The following is a 22,010-nucleotide window of genomic DNA, read 5'->3' as shown; positions in this document are numbered from 1 at the left end:
GCATACCTCCCTAGAACCGTTTGGCCAGCATTTCACCACGCATAAGTATGCAACTTGCAGCGAACAGCACCGCACCTGCGCGCGGTGTTCTCAGTCGGTCCCTTGCGGCTCATCAGCAACGCGTCCTGAGCGCCATAGATAGAGCCCGGCTGCAACGATGATCGCCGCGCCGACCAGCGCGGTGGCATCTGGCCGCTCCCCGAACAGCAGCCAACCAAACAGCCCGGCTATAAGCAACTGGACATATGCCATCGGCGCGATGGTGGCAGCGCCGGCGCGTGTGGTGCCAAGATAAACAAGCATATGCGCGCAGCTGGCCAGCACGGCAATCACGGCGCACGTGGCCACAACGGACCAATGCGGCACTGCGACATTTGGGCCTGGGATCACGCCCAAATGGCCCAATGCCACGATCGGTCCCAGCACCAGCATCGCGGTCAGCGCAACGCTGAACTGCATCGATAGCGCCGAAGCGCGCCCAGCCACCGCGCGATTTCCAACCAGCAGCATCGCCATGCCGAAAGCCGCGAGCAAGGGTAGCAGCGCGGCCAAGCCGATGGTCGATATGCTCGGTTTCAAAACCAGCAACACACCGCCGAACGCGGCAAAGCTGGCAATCCACGTCGCCCAACGCATCGGTTCGCGCAGCAGCACGGCTGCCAACAGTGCGGTCATGATCGGGCTGGTGAACGCGATAGAAGTCGCAGTGGCCAGCGGCATCACCTGCAAGGCCGAAAAGAACGCCATCGAGGAAATGCCGACGCCGACACCGCGCAATATCTGCCAACCCGCCCCTGGCAGGACAAACCCTCGCCGGCCCTCGAACGCCAGCAATGCGATCATCAAGACCAGTGCGCCAAGAACATAGCGCAGCGCCGCGATGGCGGGTGCGGGCCATTCATCAACAATCGATTTCACAAACACATCACCAACCGAAAACAGCGCAAATCCGGCCAAGGCAAAAAGTAGACCGGCGGTTTCCTCGCGCAGAACAGGCAATGGGGTTGTTCCTAGAAGCAAGGCCGGGCGGCCCAAGCGTTGATCGGTGGTAGCGCCGCGGCAGGTGCCATGGCCCTACCCGCATCACCAGACGTTTTGCCAATGACACAGACCCACCATGCCGGGGAAACAAAGAATTAACCAATCTTTCAGCGCTGCTGCTTTATCATCGTGCTATGTCGAAAGCTGACTTTATGCCCGGGCAAGCGGCCCGCCCCGCAGCCCTCGTTGCCGCCGGATCGCGGATGATCGCCGTGCGGACCCTCACCGTGGCCGTGGCCGGATGGTTGCTGCTGTGCCAGGTTCTGCTGCTGGCGCTTCTGGGGCAACCGCCGCTGCTGATTGCGGGGGCTGCTCTCGTCTCGATCATGGTTTGCGCTGCGATGGGCCGACTTGGCGCTTGGGGCGATGTCGCCGCCGTATCGCCCAAGGCTTTTGGCGGATTGCTGGCCTTTGCTTTCGCAGTGTTTCTGCTGGGCGGAGAGGGCGGCCTGTTCTACGCCAACACCGATTGGCAGGTCCGCTATGCGGTGCTGAATGACCTGACCACGCATCCTTGGCCCTGGGCTTACGATACGGGCCTTGGGCTGACCATTTTGCGGTGTCCGGTTGGCATCTATCTGTTCCCTGCCCTGATCGGCAAGCTGGCCGGGCAAACCGCCGGCGAATTTGCCATGCTGGCGCAAAATTCCATCATTCTGGCCTCGATCCTGGCGCTGGCTACGCCGCTTTTTCGCTCAGGGCGGCAACGGTTGATCACCCTGGCACTGCTCACTGGGTTCAGCGGAATGGATCTGCTGGGCGCAGTGTTTGCCCGTGCCAACTTGCTGGGTCATCTCGAGGCCTGGACGGGATTTCAGTATACGGCGAACCTCACGCTGGCATTCTGGGTGCCGCAGCATGCGCTCGCCGGATGGCTTGGCGCCGTGCTGTTCCTGCTGTGGCGGGCTGAGAAGCTGCCGCTTCATGCCCTTCTGCTTGTCATTCCTGCAATACCGCTGCTCTCGCCGCTCGCGGTGTTCGGGGTGGTGCCGTTTGTGGCCTATGCGGGGATTGAGAGCTTGCTCAAGCGCCGCATCATCGCCGCAGACATCGCGCTGCCTGCCGTAACCTCGCTTTTGGCCATACCGTCCCTGCTTTACCTGTCTGCCGGATTTGGCGAAGTACCGGCGGGTGCCGCGCCATTTGTCGCGATCAAATACCTGGCGTTCTACACCGTCGAGGTTGTGCCCTTCCTTTGCATCTTGTGGCTGGCAAGAGGCCATTGGTCGGTCGACCGCGTGACGGTGCTGATTGCCGCCGCGCTTATGCTCATCTTGCCGTTGTTCAGGGTTGGGGAATCGATCGATTTCATGATGCGCGCAGGGATTGCGCCGGTCACGATCATCGCCATCACGGTTGTCGCGATCCTGCAGCAGCGCCCATCCGCCGATGCGCCATACCTTGGGGCCGCGCGCCGCATCGCCATGATCGTGTATATTGTCGGTCTTGCCGTTCCCCTCGGGGAGACGGCGCGGGCGGTATTGCTGCCAGCGTCGCCCCCGGTTCGCTACGGGTATTACGGCGTGGTGCCGCAAGGCTACGTCACTTACATTTCCGCCTTCGATCGGCTGGCAGCCCTCATCCGCCCAGCCCAGCCTGCGATTGTCGCGATAAGCGAGCCCAGCCCATGCTGGAACGGCCCTTGGCCCGATGCGATCTCGCCGAAATTCAAGCTCTTTGGGCCTCACAAGTGATCATTGCGATGATTGCTTATCCGGCTTGTTGCTGACCTTAGGAATTCCTGAAGGTTTCAGCGCTATTCACCACTCTGGTAAAACTTGAACAGAAGCCTTTCGGTTCAAACCTATTTGCTGGAAAAACACGGGAAGTTTTGCATGAGCGCATTTGGTCGCAAGCCCGGAACCGGTGGCAGCAGCTCGGCGATGCGTCCGTCGTTCGGCGTTGCCCGTCCGATGACATCTGGCGAGACGGCGGCAAAGCCGGCCATCCCGGCGCAGGCCGGCGGCGAGCAATTCCCGCCGCTGCCAACCATGGAAAGCACCGATCAGGCCGCCGATCAGGGCCCGAACAAGTCCGACGCGCTGACCCGGCTTTCCGACCGCGCCAATGCCGTGCACGAAGGCAATTATCAGGCCGAGGGCTTTGAAGCCTCGGTCCACAAGATCAAGGAACAGGTGCTGCCGCGCCTGCTCGAGCGCGTCGATCCCGAAGCTGCTGCCACGCTGAGCAAGGAAGAGCTTTCGGAAGAGTTCCGCCCGATCATCCTAGAAGTGCTGGCCGAGATCAAAGTCACGCTCAACAGGCGCGAGCAGTTCGCGCTCGAAAAAGTCCTGATTGACGAGCTGCTCGGTTTTGGTCCGCTCGAAGAGCTGCTGAACGATCCCGATATCACTGATATCATGGTCAACGGGCCCGAGCAGACCTACATCGAAAAGAAGGGCAAGCTGGTCCTCGCGCCGATCCGCTTCCGCGATGAAAGCCACCTGTTCCAGATTGCGCAGCGCATCGTCAACCAGGTCGGCCGCCGTGTCGACCAGACCACGCCGCTGGCCGACGCCCGTCTCAAGGATGGTAGCCGCGTCAACGTGATCGTGCCGCCGCTCAGCTTGCGCGGCACCGCGATCTCGATTCGTAAATTCTCCGAAAAGCCGATCACGATCGATATGCTGCGCGATTTCGGCTCGATGTCAGACAAAATGGCGACCGCGCTGAAGATCGCGGGGGCCTGCCGCATGAACGTCGTCATCTCGGGCGGCACGGGTTCGGGCAAAACGACCATGCTCAATGCGCTCTCCAAAATGATCGATCCGGGCGAGCGCGTGCTGACCATCGAAGACGCGGCCGAGCTTCGCCTGCAGCAGCCGCACTGGCTGCCGCTTGAAACCCGCCCGCCGAACCTTGAAGGCCAGGGTGCGATCACCATCGGTGATCTTGTCAAGAACGCGCTGCGTATGCGTCCTGACCGGATCATCCTAGGCGAAATTCGCGGCGCGGAATGCTTCGATCTGCTGGCCGCGATGAACACCGGCCATGATGGTTCGATGTGCACGCTCCACGCCAACTCCCCACGCGAATGCCTCGGCCGTATGGAAAACATGATCCTGATGGGCGACATCAAGATCCCCAAGGAAGCAATCTCGCGCCAGATCGCCGAATCGGTCGATCTGATCGTTCAGGTCAAGCGCCTGCGCGATGGTTCGCGCCGCACCACCAACATCACCGAAGTGATCGGGATGGAAGGCGATGTGATCGTGACGCAGGAACTGTTCAAGTTCGAGTATCTCGATGAAACCCCCGAGGGCAAGATCATCGGCGAGTTCCGGCCTTCGGGGCTGCGGCCCTACACGCTGGAAAAAGCGCGCATGTTCGGCTTTGATCAGGCGTATCTGGAGGCCTGCCTCTAACGCTTAATGGCTTGTTTGACCGGGCAGTTGGCCTAGAGCCGCAACCATGCCCGTCCAGCAAAGACCAATGCTCGCGCTTTTGCTGCGCCTTTGCGCAATGCTGGTCCTGTCGAGCATGCTCCTGCTGGTCAAGCTGAGCGGCGAACGGGGCATCTGGCTGCCCGAAATGCTTTTTTGGCGCCAGCTCATTCCTGGCGTCATGATCCTGCTGTGGCTGGGCGCGCGCGGCGGCCTCAGTAGGTTGCGCACCCAGCGCCCATGGATCCACGCGCGGCGCGCATTGATCGGCGGCACCGGCATGTTTCTGACGCTCGGCGTCGTCCAGATTTTGCCGCTGGCCGAGGCAACGGTGCTGGGGTTCACCGCGCCGATCTTCGCGGTTGTGCTATCCGCGCTGCTGCTGAGCGAGCGGGTTGGGGTGTGGCGATGGAGCGCGGTCGTACTCGGGCTCATTGGCATCGTGATCATCGCCGGGCCCGACCGCGCGCAGCTTTCGCCTGTGGGATTGGGCACCGGCATTGGCGCAGCCTTTATGGTCGCGCTGATTTCAATCCAGCTTCGCGATCTTGGCCGGACCGAGGAACCGATTACAATCGTTTTCTGGTTCTCCGCCTTTTGCGCGCCCGTGCTGGCTCCGTTCGTGATCTGGACCGGCGCGCACCATGATGCCCTCGGCTGGGCGATGATCGCCGGGGTCGGGGTCGCCGGATTGTTTGCGCAGCTGCTGATGACTGCGGCGCTGCGCTATGGCGATGTCGCCAGTGTGATCGTCATGGATTATTCGCAGCTTATCTGGGCAACGCTCTGGGGTTGGTTGGTTTTTGCCGCTCTGCCCTCGCCCACCACATGGCTGGGCGCGCCGGCGGTCATTGCCGCCGGTCTGATCATTGCCTGGCGCGAGCACCGGCTATCGCTCCAGCGCCTGTCTACGCCGGTTCACAGCTGATCGGCTAGTTGACCTGCCGTTGCATCCCTTCCCAGTAGGGATCGCGCAAGGTGCGGCGCAAGATCTTGCCCGAAGGATTGCGCGGCATGGCGGCGATCACATCGACGGACTTGGGCACCTTGAACCCGGCAATGCGCTCGCGCGCCCACGCGATCACGCTGTCCGGATCGACCTCCATGCCTTCGCGCGGCACCACGCAGGCCTTGACCGCCTCGCCCCACTTGGCATCAGGCACCCCGATCACCGCCACTTCGGCCACTTGCGGATGGCCATAAATCGCGCTTTCCACTTCGGCCGGATAGACGTTCTCGCCGCCCGAGATGATCATGTCCTTGATCCGGTCCTGGATGAAGAGATAGCCGTCTTCATCCATATAGGCCGCATCTCCGGTGCGCACCCAGCCTTCGGGGCTCAGCGTCTTGGCGGTGGCTTCCGGCAGCTTCCAGTAGTGCAGCATGTTCGCGCTCGACCGTGTCTCGATCTCGCCAACTTCGCCCCGCGGCAATTCGCAGCCTTCGCCATCGACAATGCGGATCTCGACCCCTGGAACCGCTTTGCCGGCCGAGCGCATCCGCTCCGATCCGGCCAGATCATGGTCCCATGGCGGCAACACGCAGATCGTGCCGGTGGTTTCGGTCATGCCATACATCTGCATGAACTGGGCATTGGGGATCGTGCCCACCGCTTGGCGCAAAAGCTCCAGCGGGATCGGCGCAGCACCGTAAAAAACATACTTCAGCCCGCTGAAATCGGTGTTGGTCGCCAAAGGATGCTGGATCAGCATTTGCAGCGCAGCCGGAACGATAAAGAACCGCGAAATGCCCTGGCCGATCGCGGTGAGCGCGCCATCGGCGGTAAATTCTGCCTGGATGATCGCCCGTACCCCCGCGCTGAAGGCCATCGTCACCATGCCCGTACCGCCGATATGCGCGCAAGGCATGCATGCAAGAATGCACTCGTCGGCATCCCATGTCGACCACGGCAGCTCTGCCGCCAAGGCCGCGCGGCGCAGGCCAAAGAAGTTGTCCTGACACAGCACTGCGCCTTTGGGATTGCCGGTTGTGCCCGAGGTATAGAGTTGCAGCACCGGATCATGCGGGTCCGCGGCCTCGACCGGCCCCGCCGGGCAGGCGGCAATCACGCGCCGCGCCTCGGCTTCTTCGATCACCCGCTCGATCGTGGGAATCTGCGCGGCCAAAGCATGCGCCCCCGCCGCAAACCCATCGCCAGCAAAAAGCAGACGCGCCTCGGTATCGCGCAGGATGTAGGCCATCTCGGCCGGCGCGAGCCGCCAGCCCACTGGCACCATGACCACGCCGATCCGCGCGCATGATAGCAACATATGGAAATAGAGATCGGCGTTCTTGCCGATCCACGCCACGCGGTCGCCCTTGCGCACCCCGTATTCGCCCAGCAAAGCGGCAAAGCGGCGCGAGAACTCTTCAAGCGCCGCAAAGGTGGTGATCCGCCCATCTTGCTCATGCGCTACGGCTTCTGGCCGAACAGCGGCCCAATGGCGAAAGAAGGCATCAAACGTGTTGAAAGCTGCGGTCTCGCGCATCGAATGGTCCTCATCCCCGGGTCTGGGTGCCGCACCGCTAAACCGCGCGCGCACCTCGCCCTTATAACCCCCATTAAAGCGGCCAAGCCGCCGGATGCGCAAGGTGTTTCTGGCGCACAGCGAAGGTCGCGCTTGCTAGACGTTCTGCAATCCCTCAGGCGCGCAGCCAAACAGGCGCGTGTAGCAATTCATCGCGTAGCGATCGGTCATCCCGGCGATGTAATCGGCAATGCTGCGGCTGCGACCCGGCTCGCTGTCTGGAAGCGCCGCGCACCAGCTTTCCGGCAAGTTCCCCGGATCGGCGCGGTATGCCTCAAACAACCGGGCAATCACCCCGTGCGCGCTGGCGGCGGTTGCGACCTGATCGGGATGATAATAAAGCTTGTCATACATGAACTGCTTGAGCGCGCGCTCCTCGCGCGCCATGTCTGGCGCGAAGCCCGCCAGTGCTTGCGGCGCGGCGCGCACATCCTCCAGCGTTTCAGCGCCCATGTCCGAAAGCCTCCGGCGGGTTTCGGCGATGACGTCATTGACCATACGTCCGATCTGGCCGCGGACCAGTTCGCGCTGCAATCGCGCCCGGGGGGCACCGGGAAAGCGGCTTTCGATGCCGCGCCACTGCGCTGCGAGCGACGGCAATGCGAGCAAACCGTCGAGCGTCAAAAATCCGGCGCGCAAGCCATCGTCGATGTCATGATTATCGTAAGCGATATCGTCAGAGATCGCCGCGACCTGCGCCTCAAGCGAGGCATGGCGATCAAGTTCGAGCGGGAACGCGGCGTCAAGCTCGGCCAGCGCCCATGTCGGCGCGCGAACCGGGCCATTGTGCTTGGCCAGTCCCTCCAGCATCTCCCAGCTCAGATTAAGCCCGTCATGCTCCGGATATGGGCTCTCCATCCGCATCAGCACGCGCAGCGTATGCGCGTTATGATCAAACCCGCCGTGGTGCGCCATTGCCGCTTCAAGTGCGCTTTCGCCAGCATGGCCGAACGGAGGATGGCCTATGTCATGCGCCAAGCATAGCGCCTCGGTCAGATCTTCATCCAGCCCCAGCGCGCGGGCAATCACGCGCCCGATCTGCGCCACTTCGAGGCTATGCGTAAGCCGCACCCGGTAATGATCCCCGTCCGGCGCGATGAACACCTGCGTCTTGTGGCGAAGGCGGCGAAACGCGATCGAGTGAATGATCCGGTCGCGATCACGCTGAAACGCGGTGCGCGGGCCGCGCTCAGTCTGCGTCTCCAATCCGAATTCGCGCCCGCGCGAGCGCGCCGGGTCTGCCGCGTAAGGCGCCCGGACCGGCACTATGCGCCCAGAATCCAGTCGACTGCCGCTTCGGCATGGATGCGCGTGCCATCGTACACTGGCAGGACATTGGCATCGACATCGATCACCATGTCGAGCTCGGTGCAGCCCAGCACGACCGCCTGCACCCCGGCTTGATCCATCGTGGTGATATAAGTCTTGAAGGTGCGCTCGGCGGCGCGCGTGATCCGGCCCTGCATGAGTTCTTCATAGATGATGCGGTCGAACTCGGCGACATTGTCCATCACTGGCGGCATCAGGCTGACCCCGTGGGCGACGAGGCGCTTGCGATAGAAGCTTTCCAGCATAACATTGCGCGAACCGATCAGCACCGCATTGGTCACGCCGTCGGCGCGCATCTTCGCGCCAACCACATCGGCAATGTGGATGATCGGCACGCTCACCGCAGCGGCGACCGCATCGTAAACCTTGTGCATCGAATTGGCCCCGATCAGGATCGCGGTGGCACCCGCTGCCGCAAGCCGCTGCGCGCTCTCGCTCAGCACAGTGCTGGCGTGGTGCCATTGTTCGGGCGTGGAGAGCGCGGCAAGCTCGCTGAAATCGAGGCTCTCGATCAGCATCGGCGCGCTGGCGAGCTTGCTCGTGCGCGTTTGCACCGCGCGGTTGATGTGTTCGTAATAGGTGCGGGTCGAAACCCAGCTCATGCCGCCGATCAAGCCGATTTTGCGCAAGGTTCCCGCCCCTGAAATTGAATGCCCCGGAAATGAATTGCCCGTGTTGGCTGCCTTACGCGGCAGACGCGGCACGGTCCAGCTTGCGGGCAAGCATTCCGCGGATACCGAAGGAAGGGTTCAACGCCGCTCGGGCGCAAGACCGGTAGCGCATAGGGCGGCTGACCCGGCGGTCACGCTCAGCAGTTCGCTGTCGTTGAGCCTGCGGACCGCAAAGACATAGTCCGCCAGCGAGCGTTTGGGCGATTGCAACACCTGAAGTTTCTTCAGTTGTGCGATCGACAGGCGGTCGGTCATGCGCTCCGCCATGCAAGCCGCAATCGGTTGCGGCAACCCTGCGTCCACCAAGGCCGACCGCACGCGGATTTCAGCCAACTTCGAGACACAGCCCGCCATGGTCAGAGCCAGGGCAATCGCCAGAATTCCGCCACGCGCGAAAAGCCGGGATTGCGCCTGGCGGGCTGCGCTCATCAGTGCGCCAGCGCCTTGTTGATGTCTTCGACCATCTTCTTGGCATCGGCGAGGAGCATCATGGTCTGGTCCATATAGAACACATCGTTGTCGACGCCGGCATAGCCCACGCCACCCATCGAGCGCTTGATGAACATGACCGTCTTGGCCCTGTCGACATCGAACACCGGCATGCCATAGATTGGCGAGGACTTGTCCGTTTTGGCCGAAGGATTGACCACGTCGTTCGCGCCGATGATGAAGGCCACGTCCGCTTGCGCAAATTCGCCGTTGATGTCTTCAAGTTCGAAGACCTCGTCATAAGGCACGTTTGCTTCGGCGAGCAGCACGTTCATGTGGCCCGGCATGCGGCCCGCCACCGGATGGATGGCGTACTTGACGTTGACGCCCGCCTTCTTGAGCAGATCGCCCATCTCGCGCAGCACGTGCTGGGCCTGCGCCACGGCCATGCCGTAGCCCGGGATGATGATGACCGTTTCGGCTTCCTTCATCAGATAAGCCGCGTCTTCCGCAGCGCCGCGCTTCCACGGACGCTGCACTTTCGCCGCACCGCCGCTGCTCGCCTCGGGAGCCGCGCCGAAGCCGCCCGCGATCACCGAGATGAAGCTGCGGTTCATCGCCTTGCACATGATGTAGGAGAGGATCGCGCCCGACGAACCCACCAGCGCGCCGGTGATGATCATCGCGGCGTTGTGGAGCGTGAAACCCATCGCCGCCGCAGCCCAGCCCGAATAGGAATTGAGCATCGAGACGACCACCGGCATGTCCGCGCCGCCGATCGGAATAATCAGCAGGAAACCGATGAGGAACGAGAGCGCGGTGATTACCGCGATCACCCAAGGGCTCTGATCCACCGTGAAGTAGCCGACAAGCCCGATAATTCCGATCAAGGTGCCCAGGTTGATTACATGGCGGCCGGGCAGCATGATCGGCGAACCGCTCATGTTGCCGTTGAGCTTGAGGAAAGCGATGACCGAGCCCGAGAAGGTGATCGCGCCGATGGCGATGCCAAGGCCCATTTCGATCCGGCTCTGAACTTCGATTACCCCGTCTGGCCCGGCGATGCCGAAAGCGATGGGATTGAGATACGCGGCAAGGCCGACCAGCACTGCGGCCATACCGACAAGGCTGTGGAACGCGGCGACAAGCTGCGGCATGTCGGTCATCTTGATCTTGCGCGCGGTAACGAAGCCGAGCCCGCCGCCAATGGCAATCGCGCCTGCAATTTCAAGGAGACTGGCTGTGCCATGCGTGGCCAGCGTGGTGACCATGGCGATGGTCATGCCGATCATGCCATAACGGTTGCCCGCGCGTGACGTTGCGGGGCTCGAGAGACCGCGCAGCGCCATGATGAACAGGACGCCGGCGGCAAGATAGGCAAGGCCTACCCAGGAGGGAGGAGCGACGTGTTCCATCACTTCTTCTCCTTCTTCTTGTACATAGCGAGCATACGCTCGGTGACGGCAAACCCGCCGAAGATGTTGACGCTGGCCAGCACCACAGCGAGCAGCCCCAGCCACTTCGAAGCGACCGAGCCTTCAGCTGCACCCGCAACGAGCGCACCCACGACGATGACCGATGAAATCGCGTTGGTCACCGCCATCAACGGCGTATGCAGCGCGGGCGTCACCGACCAGACAACGTAATAGCCCACAAAGCAGGCCATTACGAAGACGCTCAAGATTGAAATGAAGTCCATGTTTTAAAGCCCCCTCACCCGAGCAGTCGTTCGTTGACGACTTTGCCGCCCTGCGTCAGGCGCACGGCATTGCCGATTTCCTCGTCTAGCACCGGCTTTCCGGCTTCCTTGTCCCAGAACGCGGAGAGGAAGTTGAAGAGGTTGCGCGAAAACAGCGCCGAGGCGTCTGCCGCGAGATGTGTGGCGGTGTTGGAATAGCCGACGATCTTGACGCCGTGCTTCTCCACCACCTGATCCGCTACCGACCCTTCGACATTGCCGCCTTGCGAAACCGCAAGGTCGAAGATCACCGAGCCGGGCTTCATTGTCGCGATCTGCGCGTCGGTGACGAGGCGCGGTGCGGCACGGCCCGGGATCAGCGCAGTGGTAATCACGATATCCTGCTTGGCAATGTGGCTGGAAACCAGTTCAGCTTGCGCTGCCTGATACTCCGGGCTCATCTCGGTGGCATAGCCGCCCGCGCCTTCGCCCTCGATACCGGCCACATTCTCCACGAAAATCGGCTTGGCACCGAGCGACTGGATCTGCTCCTTGGTGGCCGAGCGCACGTCGGTTGCGGAAACCTGCCCACCAAGACGCCGCGCGGTGGCGATAGCCTGAAGGCCTGCCACGCCGACGCCCATGACGAACACTTTGGCCGCGCTCACGGTGCCAGCCGCCGTCATCATCATCGGGAACGCGCGGCCATACAAGTCCGCTGCCACGATCACCGCCTTGTAACCGGCCAGATTCGATTGCGAGGAAAGGATATCCATCGATTGCGCGCGGGTGATACGCGGCATGAATTCCATCGCCAATGCTTCAAATCCGGCCGCCGCGTAAGCGTCAACGCGTTCGCGCTGCATGAAGGGATCGAGCGAGGCCACGATCCATGCCCCCGGATTGGCCCCGGCGAGCAAAGCGGCGTCGGGCCCTTGAATGCCCAGAATGATGTCCGCGCCTTGTGCGGGGGACTGAGCGAGAATCTCCGCGCCAACTGCACGGTAATCGTTGTCGGCGATCGACGCAGAGGCACCTGCGCCGCTTTCGACTGCGACAGAGGCCCCCAGAGCGATGAACTTTTTCACGGTTTCGGGCGTTGCCGCCACGCGGTGCTCGCCCATCGCGCGTTCTTTGAGAACGGCGATTTTCGTGGCTTGGGATGTGGCTTCCATCAGGCGATGAGCACAACGACGACCGCGACGATCAATATGATCACCGGGACAGACACCTTGATCAAGCTGATGAAGCCATCATAGGTCGCCTTGGCGGCCTTCATGTCATTGGCAGAGCCCATTCTTCACTCCCTTCGGTGCGTTGCTGATGCACATTAACCGATCCCTTAACCGCTGTAGGCACGCGGCTCAAGCCCAAGCATGATTCATGCCCTTAATCTGAAGTTTACTGAATTCGACTACGCCGTCTCCTGTGCAAATGACCGGGGATTCCATGGCGGAGCCGATTGATCGCCTTTTGATGTTGATCGACGACGAACCCGCGCAGTGTCGGCTGATCGCGGCCCTCGCTGCGCGCGAGGGGTGGCGCACGATCTTCGCCCGTGATTCGGAAACCGCGATCGCCATGCTGGGTACCCGTCAGGGGATGCAGCTTGGCGCGATCATTCTTGACCAGTGGGTGCCGGGCGATGAAGCCTGCACCCTGATCGCAGAGCTCAAGGCGCGCCGCCCGGCATTGCCGATCCTCATGCTCACCATCAGCGCATCGCCGCTGCTTGCGGTGGAGGCGATGCGCGCAGGCGCAACCGATTACCTGATCAAGCCAGTGGCACCCGATCGCCTGCTGCAAGCGCTCCGCTCAGCCACCGCAAGTGCGGCTGGAAGTGATGAGTTACAGCCGCTGACCGAAAAGTTCGCAGCAACGCTCGATTTCGATTCGATGATCGGCGCCGCATCAAGCTTCCGCACCGCGCTGGCTGTTGCCGCCAAAGCTGCGCGTACCCAGCATACCGTTCTGATCGAAGGCGAAAGCGGCACCGGCAAGGAAATGCTGGTGCGCGCGATGCACGCCGCCAGCCCTCGCGCCAAATCGCCGCTGCGGATCATCAATGCGGGCGGCATTCCGGCAAACCAGATCGAATCGGTGTTGTTCGGGCATGAGAAGGGCGCGTTCCCGGGGGCTTTTGAGCGGCACATCGGCGCGCTTCAGAATGCCGACGGCGGCACGCTGGTGATCGACGAGATCGACCGCCTGTGCCCGCAAGCGCAGGTTCGTCTCGTCCAGTTCGTGTCGCGGGGCGACGTGCAGCCGATCGGCGCACGTCATAGCTTCCGGCTCGACGTGCGGCTGATTGCATGCAGCAATTCCTCGCTGCGCGATCTTGTCGATAACGCCCTGTTTGAGCCCGCGCTGCTCGAAGGGCTGAGCGCGGCGCATGCCTACCTTCCAGCGCTGCGCGAACGCGCTGGCGACATTCCCGCCCTCGCCCGCCATTTTCTGGCCCGCATCGGCGAACAGCCTGGCCTCCGCCCCCTCGGGATTACCGATGGTGCGCTGTCGTTGCTAGCGGCTTACGATTGGCCGGGCAACGTCCGCCAGTTGCAAGCCACGCTGTTTCGCGCCGCCGTGTTTTGCGACGGCGAAGCGCTTACCGCGCTCGACTTTCCCAATCTTTCCAACATGCTCGGCGAAACCCCGCGGGCGCAACCCGCCAGCAGCGAAGGCGCCGGGGTCACGCTCTATGCGGCTGACGGCAATTTGCGCCCGCTGGAGGACATCGAGGCTGACGTGATCAGGCTTGCGATCGGCCACTATCGCGGCCGAATGACCGAGGTAGCTCGCCGCCTCGGGATTGGCCGTTCGACGCTTTACCGAAAGCTTTCTGAACTCGGGATCGACAACGCCGCTTGAACGCCCGCCAGGCGGCTTCGAGACTGGACTTTTGCGGCAGCACGAAACCTGCGGACCGGCTCCTGCTATCAAAATGGCAACCTTGATCCCTTGCATCGCGCTTGTTAGCGAAGGTGCCTGTTTGCATCAGGCGCACCCAAGGAACCAGAACTTGCCCCAGCAAAAACTGCTCGAAGGCATCCGCATCGTTGACCTCACAAACGTTGTGTTCGGCCCCTATGCCACCGAAATTCTGGCTGATCTTGGAGCAGATGTCATCAAGGTCGAGGCTCTCACCGGCGATATGTTCCGCTTTGCCGGCAAGCCGAGCCATACGGCCGGGATGGGGCCATGCACGCTCAACCTCAACAAGGGCAAGCGCTCGCTCAGCATCGATCTCAAGACAGACGAAGGCAAGGCCGCACTCGCTGCGGTACTCGGCGAAGCCGATGTGTTCATCCACAACGTGCGCGGCAAGGCGATCGAGCGGCTCGGCTTTGGTTATGATGCTGTACGCGCAATCCGGCCAGAGATCGTCTATGTCCACTGCGTCGGCTTTGGCTCGGGCGGGCCTTACGGCGATCTGCAAGCCTATGACGATGTGATTCAGGCCGCCACTGGCACCACGACCTTGCTGCCGCGCGCCGACGGCAATCCGGTGCCGCGCTATCTGCCCTCGCTGATCGCAGACAAAGTGGCCGGGCTTCATGGCGCCTATGCCACGCTCGCCGCAATCGTGCACAAGCTGCGCTTTGGCGAAGGTCAGTTCGTCGAAGTGCCGATGTTCGAGACATTCACACACTTCATGATGCAGGAACATCTCTACGGCGCGGCGCTGGTCCCAGCGACCGAGACCGCCGGGTATCCGCGCCAGGTCGATCCTTTTCGCCAGCCCTTTCCCACGGCAGATGGCTACATCAGCATCGTGCCCTACACCCCCGATAGCGTGGGCCTGTTGATCACTTTGCTCGGCGCAGATGACCTCGCGCAGGATCCGCGTTTTGCCGTCACCAACGGCAGGATCGCCAATATCAGCGCGTTTTATGAGGAACTTGCCAAGCGCACCCCGCAAAAGACCTCCGCCGAATGGTGCCGCATTCTCGCAGAAAATCAGGTTCCGGCGATGCCGGTGCGGGATCTGGCCGATGTCCCGTCTGATCCGCATTTGCAGGCGGTCGATTTCTTTGAGCTGAGCGTGCACCCGACCGAAGGGGAGTACCTCAAAATGCGCGCGCCAGTAACGTTCTCGGCGGGGTCCGTTGAAGTCCGTCCGGCGCCGACAGTCGGCCAGCACAACGCAGAACTGGGCGGCCCAGCGCTCAAGCCATCTGTTTGAAATCGGTCAGCGCGGCATCGCGCAGCCCCCGCCAGACATGCAGTGCCTGCATCGTTTCAGCCACATCATGCACCCGCACGACTTGCACCCCGGCGTTGAACGCGCTGGCGGCGAGGAGAACCGACCCGCCCAGCCGCTTGTGCGCGGGGGCTTCCTTCGAGAGCGCACCGATCATGCGCTTGCGGCTTGCGCCCACCAACAACGGCTGGCCCAGCGCATGAAACAGCGGCAGCGCGTTCATCAGCGCCAGATTTTCGGCCAGAGTCTTGCCAAAGCCGATGCCAGGATCGAGCAGGATCTTGCCGCGCGCAATGCCCCCCGCCACTGCAGCATCGCGGCGCCTGCGCAAAGCGTCGAACACATCGAGCACTACATCGCCGTAATTTGCCTCCGCGTGAAGATCGCCTTCGCCGCCGGGCGCATGCATCAGCACCACAGGCGCGCTGCTGGCCGCCACCAGTTCGATCGAACGCGGATCATGGCGCAGCGCTGAAACATCGTTGACCAGATGCGCGCCCGCCTCCAGCGCGGCTTGGAGAACGCTCGAACGGCGGCTGTCGATAGAGATTGCCGCCCCGCTCGCGCTCAGCTTTTCGATCACGGGAACGACGCGCTTGGCCTCATCCCCTTCCCACACAGCAGCCGCGCCGGGCCGGGTGGATTCGCCGCCAACGTCGATGATCGCAGCGCCGGCTTCGAGCATCGCGGAGGCATGCTCCAGCGCCGCCTCCGGCTTGTCGAGAAAGGTGCCACCATCGGAAAAACTGTCCGGCGTAACGTTCAAAATGCCCATCACTTGGGGTTGATCGAGGCGCAGCGTGCGCGCGCCGCAGATCAGCGGGGCATGCGCGGCTGCCAGGTTTTCCCACTGCGCAGCGGCTTCGGCGGCAAGCGGCGCGGCGAGGCTGTCTAGCACCTCGGCAGCATCGGCAGCGCCAAACCGGCGGCGCGAGACCACGCGGCCACCCTCGCGAATGATCAGCGCAAAGCGGCTTGCATAAGCCAATCCGCCTGCCAGGCGGATCGCCTCGCCCTCATCGCTCTGCGGGCTTTCGGCCGAGCCAATAGGGCGGATGTATAGCGTTTGCATAGGCATTAGCGCCGCAATAGCGCCGGGATAGGGCTCAGTTTGCGCAGCCGCGTGATCACCATGTGGCGCGTCCATCGCGCATGCCAGCGCAGCAGCAGCGGGTCCTGCACCAGGCCGAGCAACGGCAGCATCTCAATCCTCCACCGAGAGCAGATAGATCTGGCGCAGCGCATCGATCGGCTGGATTTCGCCGCCGCGCTCCAGATGCCAGAACGTCCAGCCATTGCACGATGGCGCGCCTTGAAGCTTCGCCCCAAGGCCGTGGATCGAGCCCCCTTCACCGCCCGCCAGCAGCGAGCCATCCGCGCGCACCGTGGCGGTAAAGCGGCGCTGGCGGTCAAACAGTTTCGTTCCGGGCGCAATCGAGCCGCATTCGACCAGCTGCCCGAATGCCACCTTGGGGGCGCTGCGCCCGCTGGCCATGGTGGTCAGCGCGCTTTCATCGAGCGGTAGCGAAAGCGCGATCCGCTCCTCGGCCACCGCGATGTAATCCGCCTCGCGCTCAAGCCCGATCCAGTCGCGGCCAAGCCGCTTGGCGACTGCGCCTGTGGTGCCAGTGCCAAAGAACGGATCGAGCACCACATCGCCGCGATTGGTCGTGGCCAGCATCACCCGGTAAAGCAAGGCCTCGGGCTTTTGGGTGGGATGTGCCTTCACCCCGTTCTTGCGGATGCGCTCCGGCCCGCCGCAGACCGGCAGGACCCAGTCCGAGCGCATCTGCAATTCATCGTTCAGTGTTTTCATGGTGCGATAGTTGAAGGTATACTTGGCCTTCTCGCTGCGCGCCGCCCAGATCAGCGTTTCGTGCGCATTGGTGAAGCGCGTGCCGCGAAAATTGGGCATCGGATTGGCCTTGCGCCAGACGATATCGTTCAAGATCCAGAAGCCCAGATCCTGCAGCAGCGCGCCGACACGGAAAATGTTATGATAGCTGCCAATCACCCAGATCGAGCCATCGGGCTTCAGCAAGCGGCGCGCCTCGGTCAGCCACTGGCGGGTGAAAGCATCGTAAGTGGCAAAGCTGTCAAACTTGTCCCACGCATCGGTGACGGCATCGACATGGCTGCCATCGGGACGGTTAAGATCGCCACCAAGCTGAAGGTTATAAGGCGGATCGGCAAAGATCATGTCGATCGAGGCATCGGGCAACGACCGCATGCCTTCGATGCAATCGCCGCGCAAAATGCGGTTGAGCGGCAGCGCGGCACGCGTGGAGGCATCGGCGCTGGCTCTCGCGGCCGATCGCACAGAAAGCGCGCGCGGCCCACGGACCTTTTCCTTGACCAACACCATGCCGCGACCTGCCCTGTCTTGCTGAACGGGCGGATTCTGAATCATCGGGGACTCGCCGTCAAGTCACGACTCGCGGATTTCTGCCGAGTCGCGGCCTGAATCTGGGCAGAACGAAACGAGTCCGTGCGCAGATATGGTGCCCACCGCGAAGCGCTGCCTCTAGATATGGTGGTGTGATCTGGTGGACTCGCTTCGGATTTATTTGCCGAAGGGCAGCGCCGCCTGCGCCACAGGGGCGAAACTGAACCGATGCAGCGGGCTTGGCCCGTGCGTGCGCAGTGCCTCAAGATGCTGCGCCGTGCCATATCCGGCATTGCGCTCCCATCCGTAATGCGGATGGTCCTGCGCTGCGGCGGTCATAAACCGGTCGCGGTGCTCCTTGGCAATGATCGATGCGGCCGAGATGCAAGGTTCGAGCGCATCACCCTTGACGATCGCGCGGGCCGTCCAGCGCCAATCGGCACAGCGGCCTTGCGGCGTCTTGTTGCCATCGATCAGCACTTCATCTGGTTCAAGTCCACCGAGCGAGACGCACAATGCTTGTACCGCGCGGGTCATGGCCAGCATCGTTGCGGCAAAAACGTTGATCCGGTCGATCTCGGCGGCATCGGCCATGCCCACCGCCCAATGGCAGGTCGATTTGATCGCCGCTTCCAGAACGGCGCGGCGCGCGCGCGACAGTGTCTTGGAATCGGCCAGACCCGCCGGATGGTCCGCCCCGAGGACAACGGCCGCCGCCACCACCGGCCCCGCGAGCGGGCCGCGCCCGGCCTCGTCGACACCAACCCGGCAATTGCCCGTTTTCAAGCTTCCAACGCCGCCAAATATGGGTATTCCGGTGTGCATGACACGTCCATTCATCGCAGCGCTATCGCTCATCGCCCTCGCCAGCTCAAGCTGCTCGGCAGCCGCAGGAGAAAGCGGCGGCGTCGCCGCACCCACCGCTCAGGTCACGCAAGTCAAGATCGAGGACGTGGCCACCTTCAACGAGCCATGGGCGATGGCGTTCCTCCCCGGCTCGGACAGCGCGCTGATCACCGAAAAGGCCGGTAAGCTGAAGTTCTGGACGCCCGGCCAAGCGTCGCAGGATGTCGCGGGCGTGCCGACGGTCGCTTATGGTGATCAGGGTGGATTTGGCGATGTGGTGCCCGCACCCGATTACGCCGCGAGCAAGATGGTATACCTCAGCTGGGTAACCGCCGGACCGAACGACAAGCACGGCGCCGTGATCGGCCGCGCAAAGCTGGAGTTCACACCCGGCGGCCCGGCGCTGCAAGGCCTGACCATTATCTGGAACCAGGCCCCCCGCGTGACCGGACAGGGCCATTTTTCGCATCGCATCGCCTTTTCGCCCGATGGCCAGTACTTGTTCGTTTCCTCGGGCGAGCGCCAGAAATTCACACCTGCGCAGGATCTCACCAACAATCTCGGCAAAGTCCTGCGCCTGATGCCCGATGGCTCGCCTGCACCGGATAATCCCTTCGCCGGCAAGGCCGGGCAATCGCCCGAGATCTGGTCTTATGGGCATCGCAACGCGCTGGGGCTCAAGTTCGACGCGCAAGGGCAACTGTGGGATCTGGAGCATGGCCCGGCGGGCGGCGATGAGCTCAATCTGGTCCGGCCCGGGGTTAATTATGGCTGGCCGTTGGTCTCGAACGGAGATCATTATGATGGCAAGGCGATCCCGCGCCATGCCACGCGCCCCGATCTGGCCGCTCCGGCGATCAGCTGGAACCCGGTAATCGCGCCCGGCGATTTCATTTTCTACACCGGCCAACTTTTTTCCGGATGGGCCGGGCAAGCGATCATCGCCGGACTTGGCACCGAGGGTTTGGTGCGGGTCGCGATCGACGGCGAGAAGGCACGCGAAGTTGAGCGCATTGCGCTGGGCAAGCGTATTCGCGAGGTGAAGCAAGGCGCGGATGGCGCGCTCTGGATCCTCGAAGATGGCGAGCGCGGGCGGCTGCGCAAGTTGACGCCGGCTGGGGGGATTGGGGGCTAAGCCGATGGCTTTTGACCCCCACCGCGTCGATTGCTGGGTATTCGATCTCGATTACACGCTCTATCCGCCCGCGATTGGCCTCTTTGGCCAGATCGATGTGCTCATGGGCCGGTTTATCGAAGACTTGCTCGGCTGCGACGCGATGGAAGCCAAGCGCGTGCAGAAAATGTATTTCCACGACCACGGCACCACCTTGGCGGGGCTGATGCATTATCATGCGATCGATCCGCGCGAGTTTCTCGACTATGTCCATGCGGTCGATCTTGGCGGTCTGGCGGGAGCGCCGCCGTTGGCAGACAGACTGATGGCGCTGCCCGGCCGCCGCCTGATCTTCACCAATGGCGATGCGCCTTATGCAGGCCGTGTGCTCGATGCGCTGGGCATCGCCCATTGCTTTGAAGGGATGTGGGATGTGGTGGCGATGGAATACCGCCCCAAGCCCGAGCCATCGGCCTACGCCGGGTTCATCAAGGCCTTTGATGTCGATCCTGATCGTGCGGTGTTTGTTGAAGACTCGGCGCGCAATCTCGCCCCCGCCAAAGCATTGGGCATGCAGACGGTTTGGCTCGATTGTGCGACCGAGTGGGGCGACCGGGCCAAGGATGATGCCGCGATCGATCTGGTGATCGACGATCTGCCGCAATGGCTGGATAGCTTGGCCCCGCAACTTGCCGAGCGCGCGCTGCTCCGCTAGTCGCCGCGAAACCCGAGGGAGACGCGCGTGACCGCCATTCTTGAAGCCGCCATCGAAGCCGCCTGGAACGAGCGCGACAGCGTGACCCCCGAAAGCCAAGATGTGCGCGCCGCCGTCGATGCAGTGCTGACCATGCTCGACGACGGCAAAGTCCGCGTGGCCGAAAAGATCGATGGGGCCTGGCAGGTCCACCAGTGGCTCAAAAAGGCGGTTTTGCTCTCGTTTCGGCTCAACGACAACGTGGTCATCGAACATGGCGCGGGAGGTGCCCCGGCGTTCGACAAAGTGCCATCCAAGTTTGCCGGTTGGGGCGAAGCGCGCTTTCGCGAGGCCGGATTCCGGGTTGTTCCGGGCGCGACCGCGCGTCGCGGCGCATTCATTGCGCGCGGCGTGGTCTTGATGCCCAGCTTTGTGAACATCGGCGCCCATATCGATAGCGGCACCATGGTCGACACTTGGGCCACGGTCGGTTCCTGCGCCCAGATCGGCAAGAACGTGCATATCTCGGGCGGTGCCGGGATCGGCGGCGTGCTGGAACCGCTGCAGGCCGGCCCGGTGGTGATCGAGGACGGCGCGTTTATCGGCGCACGTTCCGAAGTGGCCGAGGGCGTGATCGTGGGCGAAGGCGCGGTGCTTTCGATGGGCGTTTATCTGGGCGCTTCGACCAAGATCATCGACCGCGCCAGCGGCGAGGTCCACATCGGCCGGGTGCCGCCCTATGCCGTGGTTGTCCCCGGCGCGCTGCCCGGCAAACCGCTGCCCGATGGCACCCCCGGCCCTTCGCTTTATTGCGCAGTGATCGTGAAGACGGTGGACGCGCAGACCCGCAGCAAGACCGGGATCAACGAATTGCTGCGCGATTGACCGATCGCCCGCGCCCCGCGCCGGTTTCAAAGCGCGGGGTGACATGCGCCCTCCTCGCGTTGTTTTATGGGCTGGCGGGGGCGCTGCACCTTTCAAATCCTGCGCCGTTCCTTGGCATCATGCCCGGATGGGTGCCCTTCCCCGGCCCCGTGGTCATGCTTACCGGCGTGGCCGAGCTGGCGGGCGCTGCGGCGCTCCTCCAGCCTTGGTCGGCGCAGCTCCGCGCCGCTGGAGGATGGGGCCTGGCGCTCTATGCGGTCTGCGTGTTTCCCGCCAACATCCATCATTTTGCGCTCGACATGGCAAAGCCGGACCACGGGCTGGGTCTGGGCTACCACGTCCCGCGCATGTTTGCGCAGCCCGTGCTGGTGTGGCTGGCGCTGTGGGCATCGGGCGCTGACCATCATTTCAAAAGGACCCGGGCATGAGCGATGACGACTATGTCTACGATGAAGAAAGCGGCGAATGGATGGCGGCCAGCGCGCTTGCGGCCAAGCAGGCAGCGGCGGGCACGGTGGAAGTGCGCGATGCCGTGGGCAATTTGCTGACCGACGGCGATCAGGTGACGCTGATCAAGGATCTTGAGGTCAAAGGGGCAGGCCAGACCCTGAAACGCGGCACTTTGATCAAATCGATCCGGCTGACCGGCGATGCGCAGGAGATCGACTGCCGCTTCGATGGAATCAAAGGCCTCGTCCTGCGCGCGGAATTCGTCAAAAAGCGGTAAACTGTCGACAAAGCAGGGCTGCTGGCCCAAGCCATGGACCGCAGGGCGATGCTTCCTGCCGGAGTACGGCGATGGCCAAAAGCCAGAAGAAATCGAGC

At 62.8% G+C, this 22,010-nt stretch carries 23 protein-coding genes; 10 read left to right on the top strand and 13 right to left on the bottom strand.

Features of this window, described 5'->3' with window-relative positions:
* Positions 1 to 90: 90 nt before the first annotated feature.
* On the bottom strand, positions 91 to 999 hold the full coding sequence (locus Q0O40_RS06300; RefSeq protein ID WP_295527617.1) for a DMT family transporter: 909 nt from the start codon (positions 997 to 999) through the stop codon (positions 91 to 93).
* A gap of 176 nt (positions 1,000 to 1,175) precedes the next feature.
* On the opposite strand from Q0O40_RS06300, the gene Q0O40_RS06295 reads away from it, so the two are divergent.
* The 3 genes from Q0O40_RS06295 (at position 1,176) to Q0O40_RS06285 (ending at position 5,352) form a co-directional block, all read left to right on the top strand.
* The gene (locus Q0O40_RS06295) at positions 1,176 to 2,735 is read left to right on the top strand and encodes a hypothetical protein (RefSeq protein WP_295527614.1); all 1,560 of its coding nucleotides are present in this window, start codon (positions 1,176 to 1,178) and stop codon (positions 2,733 to 2,735) included.
* 141 nt (positions 2,736 to 2,876) lie between these two features.
* Positions 2,877 to 4,406: a CpaF family protein gene (locus Q0O40_RS06290; protein ID WP_295527611.1), complete on the top strand. Its 1,530-nt coding sequence runs from the start codon at positions 2,877 to 2,879 to the stop codon at positions 4,404 to 4,406.
* Between the two features lie 46 nt (positions 4,407 to 4,452).
* On the top strand, positions 4,453 to 5,352 hold the full coding sequence (locus Q0O40_RS06285; protein ID WP_295527608.1) for a DMT family transporter: 900 nt from the start codon (positions 4,453 to 4,455) through the stop codon (positions 5,350 to 5,352).
* A gap of 4 nt (positions 5,353 to 5,356) precedes the next feature.
* On the opposite strand, the gene Q0O40_RS06280 is transcribed toward Q0O40_RS06285, so the two are convergent.
* The 8 genes from Q0O40_RS06280 to Q0O40_RS06245 all read right to left on the bottom strand — a co-directional run bounded on the left by Q0O40_RS06280 (position 5,357) and on the right by Q0O40_RS06245 (position 12,356).
* A complete protein-coding gene (locus Q0O40_RS06280; RefSeq protein ID WP_295527605.1) occupies positions 5,357 to 6,913 on the bottom strand; it encodes a long-chain-fatty-acid--CoA ligase in 1,557 nt (518 codons plus the stop codon).
* Between the two features lie 135 nt (positions 6,914 to 7,048).
* Positions 7,049 to 8,218 (bottom strand): deoxyguanosinetriphosphate triphosphohydrolase, encoded by a 1,170-nt coding sequence (locus tag Q0O40_RS06275; RefSeq protein ID WP_295527603.1) that lies wholly within the window; start codon positions 8,216 to 8,218, stop codon positions 7,049 to 7,051.
* Positions 8,218 to 8,910, bottom strand: coding sequence for an amino acid racemase (locus tag Q0O40_RS06270; protein ID WP_295527601.1), 693 nt, complete (start codon positions 8,908 to 8,910; stop codon positions 8,218 to 8,220). The genes Q0O40_RS06275 and Q0O40_RS06270 overlap by 1 nt, the downstream gene beginning before the upstream one ends.
* A 120-nt stretch (positions 8,911 to 9,030) precedes the next feature.
* Positions 9,031 to 9,381: a hypothetical protein gene (locus tag Q0O40_RS06265; protein WP_295527599.1), complete on the bottom strand. Its 351-nt coding sequence runs from the start codon at positions 9,379 to 9,381 to the stop codon at positions 9,031 to 9,033.
* Positions 9,381 to 10,796: an NAD(P)(+) transhydrogenase (Re/Si-specific) subunit beta gene (locus Q0O40_RS06260; RefSeq protein ID WP_295527598.1), complete on the bottom strand. Its 1,416-nt coding sequence runs from the start codon at positions 10,794 to 10,796 to the stop codon at positions 9,381 to 9,383. Before Q0O40_RS06260 ends, Q0O40_RS06265 begins: the two co-directional genes overlap by 1 nt.
* Complete coding sequence (locus Q0O40_RS06255; protein ID WP_295527596.1) at positions 10,796 to 11,080, bottom strand: NAD(P) transhydrogenase subunit alpha; 285 nt, start codon at positions 11,078 to 11,080, stop codon at positions 10,796 to 10,798. The genes Q0O40_RS06260 and Q0O40_RS06255 overlap by 1 nt, the downstream gene beginning before the upstream one ends.
* A gap of 14 nt (positions 11,081 to 11,094) precedes the next feature.
* Positions 11,095 to 12,234, bottom strand: coding sequence for an NAD(P) transhydrogenase subunit alpha (locus tag Q0O40_RS06250; RefSeq protein ID WP_295527594.1), 1,140 nt, complete (start codon positions 12,232 to 12,234; stop codon positions 11,095 to 11,097).
* A complete protein-coding gene (locus Q0O40_RS06245) occupies positions 12,234 to 12,356 on the bottom strand; it encodes a hypothetical protein (RefSeq protein WP_295527591.1) in 123 nt (40 codons plus the stop codon). Before Q0O40_RS06245 ends, Q0O40_RS06250 begins: the two co-directional genes overlap by 1 nt.
* Positions 12,357 to 12,508: 152 nt before the next feature.
* Between Q0O40_RS06245 and Q0O40_RS06240 the strand changes: the two genes are divergently transcribed.
* Both Q0O40_RS06240 and Q0O40_RS06235 read left to right on the top strand, forming a co-directional pair.
* Positions 12,509 to 13,927, top strand: coding sequence for a sigma-54 dependent transcriptional regulator (locus tag Q0O40_RS06240; protein ID WP_295527650.1), 1,419 nt, complete (start codon positions 12,509 to 12,511; stop codon positions 13,925 to 13,927).
* A 151-nt stretch (positions 13,928 to 14,078) separates the two neighbouring features.
* The gene (locus Q0O40_RS06235; RefSeq protein WP_295527588.1) at positions 14,079 to 15,242 is read left to right on the top strand and encodes a CoA transferase; all 1,164 of its coding nucleotides are present in this window, start codon (positions 14,079 to 14,081) and stop codon (positions 15,240 to 15,242) included.
* Here Q0O40_RS06235 and folP read toward each other — a convergent pair.
* The 4 genes from folP to Q0O40_RS06215 all read right to left on the bottom strand — a co-directional run bounded on the left by folP (position 15,226) and on the right by Q0O40_RS06215 (position 18,471).
* Positions 15,226 to 16,332, bottom strand: coding sequence for a dihydropteroate synthase (gene folP, locus Q0O40_RS06230; protein WP_295527586.1), 1,107 nt, complete (start codon positions 16,330 to 16,332; stop codon positions 15,226 to 15,228). The genes Q0O40_RS06235 and folP overlap by 17 nt on opposite strands.
* A gap of 5 nt (positions 16,333 to 16,337) precedes the next feature.
* On the bottom strand, positions 16,338 to 16,463 hold the full coding sequence (locus tag Q0O40_RS06225) for a hypothetical protein (protein WP_295527583.1): 126 nt from the start codon (positions 16,461 to 16,463) through the stop codon (positions 16,338 to 16,340).
* 1 nt (position 16,464) lies between these two features.
* A complete protein-coding gene (locus Q0O40_RS06220) occupies positions 16,465 to 17,670 on the bottom strand; it encodes a site-specific DNA-methyltransferase (RefSeq protein WP_295527580.1) in 1,206 nt (401 codons plus the stop codon).
* A gap of 153 nt (positions 17,671 to 17,823) precedes the next feature.
* Entirely contained in the window at positions 17,824 to 18,471 is a 648-nt protein-coding gene (locus Q0O40_RS06215) for a ribonuclease HII (protein ID WP_295527647.1), read from the bottom strand.
* Here Q0O40_RS06215 and Q0O40_RS06210 point away from each other — a divergent pair.
* Genes Q0O40_RS06210 through Q0O40_RS06190 form a run of 5 tightly spaced genes read left to right on the top strand, consistent with a single transcriptional unit; the run spans position 18,470 to position 21,912 of the window.
* Complete coding sequence (locus tag Q0O40_RS06210) at positions 18,470 to 19,627, top strand: PQQ-dependent sugar dehydrogenase (RefSeq protein WP_295527577.1); 1,158 nt, start codon at positions 18,470 to 18,472, stop codon at positions 19,625 to 19,627. The genes Q0O40_RS06215 and Q0O40_RS06210 overlap by 2 nt on opposite strands.
* Positions 19,628 to 19,631: 4 nt before the next feature.
* A complete protein-coding gene (locus Q0O40_RS06205) occupies positions 19,632 to 20,321 on the top strand; it encodes a pyrimidine 5'-nucleotidase (protein WP_295527574.1) in 690 nt (229 codons plus the stop codon).
* Positions 20,322 to 20,348: 27 nt separating this feature from the next.
* Positions 20,349 to 21,185, top strand: coding sequence for a 2,3,4,5-tetrahydropyridine-2,6-dicarboxylate N-succinyltransferase (gene dapD, locus Q0O40_RS06200; protein ID WP_295527572.1), 837 nt, complete (start codon positions 20,349 to 20,351; stop codon positions 21,183 to 21,185).
* A complete protein-coding gene (locus Q0O40_RS06195) occupies positions 21,182 to 21,613 on the top strand; it encodes a DoxX family protein (protein ID WP_295527569.1) in 432 nt (143 codons plus the stop codon). The genes dapD and Q0O40_RS06195 overlap by 4 nt, the downstream gene beginning before the upstream one ends.
* Positions 21,610 to 21,912: an alkylphosphonate utilization protein gene (locus Q0O40_RS06190; protein WP_295527566.1), complete on the top strand. Its 303-nt coding sequence runs from the start codon at positions 21,610 to 21,612 to the stop codon at positions 21,910 to 21,912. The genes Q0O40_RS06195 and Q0O40_RS06190 overlap by 4 nt, the downstream gene beginning before the upstream one ends.
* The last annotated feature ends 98 nt before the right edge of the window (positions 21,913 to 22,010 follow it).

The organism is Novosphingobium sp. Chol11, assembly GCF_945870625.1.
GTDB lineage: Bacteria > Pseudomonadota > Alphaproteobacteria > Sphingomonadales > Sphingomonadaceae > Novosphingobium.
The sequence above is the reverse complement of the archived record's forward strand: the minus strand, read 5'-3'. Positions and strand labels throughout refer to the sequence as shown.